The following is a 5,378-nucleotide window of genomic DNA, read 5'->3' on the forward strand; positions in this document are numbered from 1 at the left end:
ACTTAACCGCAACAAACCTAGCAATTGCTGCATAAAAAACAAGCTTGCTTAGCGAGGCTGTATTCAATTATACAAGGATGAATTTTGAGGTAAATGAGTGGAAAACGGAGTTTTTTCACAGCCTGACGTGTCGCGGCTACGCGTCTGTTGCGAGCTTCGTAAACGAGTATTTTCTGCTAAAATAGAAATTTCTTGCGAAAGATAAACATCCGGCTTGCACAAATCTCGCAATAGCGCAAAACGGCTGTGCTTGTTGCACAACTCAATAATAAGTAATATTGGTCAAAAAATGTAAAATTAAAAAAAAAAATATATTCAATTGATTTGCAATACTTTATAAATTAAGTATTTATCAAACCTAACCAAAATTAAACAAAAAGCCAGTTGTGCAACAAGCACAGCTGTTAGTAGCCGTTTTTTTATTTTCTCTTATGATTCACTCTGAAATCTGAATCACGTACTGTAAACGACGATATGTAATTTATTTGGCTCAATATATTAAGAAGTTGCCAATTTTCATGGTTCTTAGGAAGTTTAGCTTTTGAACTTATATCATTTATCCAGGCATAATTTCCACCTAAATTAGATAAAAATGCTTTGATAAATACAAAGTCATATTTATTAGCATTTTTAATGAAAAGTTTTAATCTATCAATCGTCGATACTGAGTTATTTGATAAAATAGAATCTACAATACTATCTTTAACAATAAATGAATTATCGTTTAGTATGATTGAACTCAATAGCATTAAATTGTTATTTGTAATTACAATTTCATCACTGCATAAATTTAGAATTGTTAATTTTTCTGAATTATTAAAAATTTTAGATTTTAAAATTAATTCTAAATCATTGGTATCAAATGTGATTTCACCAATTATTTTAAAGTAATCAGTTTTTCTTTTTTCCAATAATCTTATATTCAAGCCATTGGTGTTTTCTTTTAGTGCAACATAACTTAAAGCAATAGGGCTAATACAAGTGTTATTAATTAGTGAGTTTATTTTATCTTCGGATAATTCAGCAAAACTTAAATCGCTATACCACCAAGGACTTGATTTTGTTATAAAATCATAAGCCTCAAAATCAATATCGTCTGTTTGAATTAATTTTTTCCAAAATTCACTATAGATATTAACAGAATTAACTTCTTTGTGAATTTTTGTTTTTGACAGTTCTTCCGCATTTTCTATAATGTTTATAAATTCAATACTTGATTTTGAAATTTCTTTTTCAATTTTTTCCTCATTCTCTTTTAATATGGTATCTTGAATAATAAAATTATATAATAAGTTTTCCCAAGTCGGAATCAATTTATTTTTTTCAAGCAAAATAGGATACAAATTATGGTTGTCAATAGATGACAATTTTGATATTTTAGTTTCAACTTGTTCAATTACTAACTCTTTGTTTTCAAATGATAAATTTTTATTTTTAAGCAAATCAATCAAATAGGTTTCTTCTTCATTAATATTTGTAGAAATCTGTAAATATACGTCCTTGATATATTTATTAATATTCTTGTCCACATATTCTATTAATGGAGTTGCTTTAGAATTTTTTATCAATGTATAGTTTGAGTTATCAAAACTAACTTGATTAAACTCACCGTATTTTTTTATGATTGAAATTATCATTTCATTGTTGATTTGATAATAATTATTATCATAAATGAAATCTAATATTTCATTAGGAGAATTGTCAATATCAATATAGTTGAATTTAATATCCAATTCTTTGATGATTTTTTTTAGTTTAATATGGTCTTTGTTAATTTTTAAAAATAAAGGATCTTCTAAAATAACATTTTTTAGATTTGATTGATTGGAGATTTCAGCAATTGATTTAATCTCTGCATAATCGATAATACTTTTAAATATCTTTTGCTTATATGAATTTGAAAGTGCAGAATCATTACTAATGAAATTCCAAATATTACCCCATTTACTACAGAGAATTTCTATATATTTCATTAAATTTTCAGTAGCATCATAATAACCAATTATAAACTCTATTGAGATTTCCGTTTCATCTTTTAGTTTGGAAAAAACAGCGCTAATTTGATTTTTATATAGGGTTGGATATTTTAATAAATAGTTCAATAAAGAATAATTTAGGATATATTCTGTTTGAAAATCGAATGGATTTATTTTTAAAATTAGTTTTTTTAATTTAAAGAGTTTAAAGTCAAAAGGTTGTCTTATTGCGTTTTTAACGCTTATGTGAAATTGATAATCTGAACGTGTAATACTTCCTTCGTGAAATAATGAAATATAATATATATAGTCTTCAGCGATATAACCATTCCGTAATAAGATGTTGATTAGATCTTGATTAAATTTTTCGTTTACCGATAGTTTAAATAATGAATTTACCACATATTTCGCCATTTTTGCAAACCGCTGTTAGCAAACGTTTTATTTCAAATCTTTACAATTTTCTATTATTTTTTCTAAAGCTGAAATGAATTCAGATGTGTCAAGAAAATAACTTGGATAAGCTTTTTTCAATGATTTTATTGAACCAGAAGAAACTAAAACAACCGCATTATTACTTGGATCAATTGTTTTTTCAATTTCTAAATAATCTTGTGATGCGTCCGCAAATTGTTTTTTCTTATAACTTTTTATGTTTACTACTTTTTCTTTAGCATTAATGTTTAGTATATAATATTCACCTATAAATTTTCCAATTTCTATCTGTTTTGCAGAAACTCGTAATGCTTTTAATATATCAGTAACTTTTAGTTTTTCAGCAAGTTTTTCGCATTCTAACATTAAGTCAACCATCGATTTTTCTAAATGTTCATTTAAAACAGGTTGTTTTTCTTTTATTGCAAATAAAGAACTTACTACCTTAAAAAACTCCAACCATTCATCTGGCCCTTGACTTGATTTTAAGGAAGTTTTTGTTATTATACCAGCAGTTTCAACGGCTGTAGCCCAATTATGTTGAAGTTTGGTTCTTATTTGAAGTTCTAACTTTAAGCCATCATATTTTATGTTTTTAGAATTATAAGTATAAATAAAATGAATACTCCTATACCCTGAACTTTTCGGATTTTCAACATAATCAACTACTTTTTCTAACTTGTGGTTATTATTGTTTGCAAGTGATTTTTTTAAACGTAATAAATCTTTAGTGTCTTTTAAAACAGCTCGATATCCGCCAATATCTTGCATTCCACCTAAACCCATATTTTCATTAAGATCTAGTTTGTATTCTATCGAAACTAATCGTTTTAACCTTTGTGAAACAAGTAGTGGTTCAATTCCACTTTTGTTAAACAGCCTCAATAATGAATTTTTCATTACATTTAAAGGATGCAAATGATTTGTTCGCCAAGCGTTAATTATATCTAATGCCTCATCTCTTTCTACTTGGCTTTTCGAAGTCAATAGGATTTTTCCAGCTTTAGTTATTTTTTTTTTACTTAAAATCATCTATTCCTATTTTGGTTGAAATTTTCTGCGTTTTTCCTAAATGTTTGCTAACTAGTTTACAACTTCAAATATACACCTCTTTTTCAATGATTTTCGATTAGTACTAAGTTTTTTCTGTCTTTTTTATTTTTCGGTAGGAGTAGTGGGTTGTGTGAGGGATAGCAGCGAAAATCCTTTTATTTTTTTGAAATTATATAAAAGATTGTAGCGCATAGCCCGACCCGCTTTTTCGCGGGGCACGCCCAAATAAACTATAAAAAGTAAGCCAGTAGGATTCCGAGTAGTATCATCGAAACTTTGGCGATGTTGAATTTATGCCCTTCGCTGCTCTCAAAGATGATGGTAGACGAAATGTGAAATAAGATTCCGATTACGACAGCGGTGATTTGGGTGGTGTATTGGTTGAATATTGGGGAATAGTCGGATACGAAAGTCCCTAGTGGTGTCATTACTGCAAAGGTGATCATGAACGCAAAAATAGCTTTGGAATTCAGCTTTGAGTTGATGAAAAAGGTCGTTAAGATAATAGCAATTGGCAGGTGGTGTATTGCGATTCCTATGGCGAGGTTGTCCTGATGATGTCCTACGGGGAAACCTTCGAGAAAGGCATGAATACACAGGCTTATGAACAATAACCACGGTATGTGTGTCATGTTTTCCTTGCCGTGTACGTGCCCGTGTTCAGCGCCCTTGGAGAAGAACTCTAACAGGATTTGGAATAAAATCCCTAGCATGATAAAAATCCCTATGGCTTCGTTCTTGCTTTCGTACACATCCGGTAGCAAATGCATGACAGTTAACGACAACAGAAACGAACCACTAAAAGCCAAAAGCAGCTTAAGGTTGGTTTTATTCTTTGGTTTTAAAACTGATGCAATGCAATAACCAAGTAATACGGAAAGTAAGGGCAAAAGGTAATTCATGGTCTAAGGCAAATCGTTGATTATTGTGCTTAAAGTCTGGAAAGTACAGGTTTACTTAAAAATTAAAATTAGGCGCTCGCTATCGAGTTTATGGAATTTTTTTAGTTTGTAATCTCCAAAAATATCCAACAGGTAGATACCCGCTTCTTCCATTAAGGCTTCAAAATCTTGTAGGGTTAGGGCTTTTACTTTTTCGAAAAAAAGATAGTCCTTGCCTTGATCCTCAAAAGCAATTTCTTTGATGATATGACCGTCCTTTAAGTAGCGTTTTAGGTTGAATGTGATGCCATCGACTACTTTAGTCTCTTCGGGAACTAGCGTGTGGAGTACGTTGTTTACGTTCATAAAGTCAATTACTGCAAAACCGTATTCTGAAAGGCTTTCTTTGATTGCTTTAAGTGTTGTTAGGTTGTCCTCGTCGTTTTCGAAATAACCAAAGCTCGTAAACAGGTTAAAAATAGCATCGTATTTTTCCTCAAAAGGTTCGCGCATGTCGTGTACCTTGAAGTGCAAACTGCTGTTGGTGTTTTTTTGTGCTTCGGTAATGCTGTTTTCAGATAAATCAGCGCCTAGAACGTCAAAACCTAACTGATTAAGATAGATCGAATGTCTTCCTTTACCGCAAGCTAAATCCAATACTTTGGCCTTTTCAGGTAAGTTTAAATAATGGGTTATGTTATCCATGAAAACCTGCGCTTCTCTATAATTGCGTTCCTTATAAAGAATATGGTAATAGGGCGTATCGAACCAAGAACTAAACCAAGTTTCCTGTGGTTGCTCTTGATTTATTGCATTTGGTTTTTGTTCTTCAGACATTTATCTTTTTCAATTTATTCTATCCGGCAAATTTAGTGTATTTTTGCAGAAAAATAACCATAAGCTAGAGATACAAAACGAATCGAGGCGAGGAAGGTGTATTTTTTAAACAAATTAAACTCGAAACAGGGAAGGGCTGTTTCATTTGACACAAACAAAATGGAAAATAATTTTAAGATGATTGCCAAAACCTTTT

General features: G+C 30.5%; 4 protein-coding genes. All 4 read right to left on the reverse strand.

Going from position 1 to position 5,378, the window contains the following annotated elements; translation table 11 throughout:
• Positions 1 to 419: 419 nt before the first annotated feature.
• Positions 420 to 2,390 carry a hypothetical protein gene (locus P8M54_RS10330; protein WP_300287751.1) on the reverse strand — a complete coding sequence of 657 codons (1,971 nt, stop codon included), beginning with the start codon at positions 2,388 to 2,390 and terminating at the stop codon, positions 420 to 422.
• 27 nt (positions 2,391 to 2,417) lie between these two features.
• Entirely contained in the window at positions 2,418 to 3,443 is a 1,026-nt protein-coding gene (locus tag P8M54_RS10335) for a RelA/SpoT domain-containing protein (protein ID WP_300287753.1), read from the reverse strand.
• A gap of 251 nt (positions 3,444 to 3,694) precedes the next feature.
• Positions 3,695 to 4,366, reverse strand: coding sequence for a ZIP family metal transporter (locus tag P8M54_RS10340; RefSeq protein ID WP_300287754.1), 672 nt, complete (start codon positions 4,364 to 4,366; stop codon positions 3,695 to 3,697).
• 51 nt (positions 4,367 to 4,417) lie between these two features.
• Positions 4,418 to 5,182: a class I SAM-dependent methyltransferase gene (locus P8M54_RS10345; RefSeq protein ID WP_300287755.1), complete on the reverse strand. Its 765-nt coding sequence runs from the start codon at positions 5,180 to 5,182 to the stop codon at positions 4,418 to 4,420.
• Positions 5,183 to 5,378: the final 196 nt, after the last annotated feature.

It is taken from the genome of Flavobacterium sp. (assembly GCF_029242675.1).
GTDB lineage: Bacteria > Bacteroidota > Bacteroidia > Flavobacteriales > Flavobacteriaceae > Flavobacterium.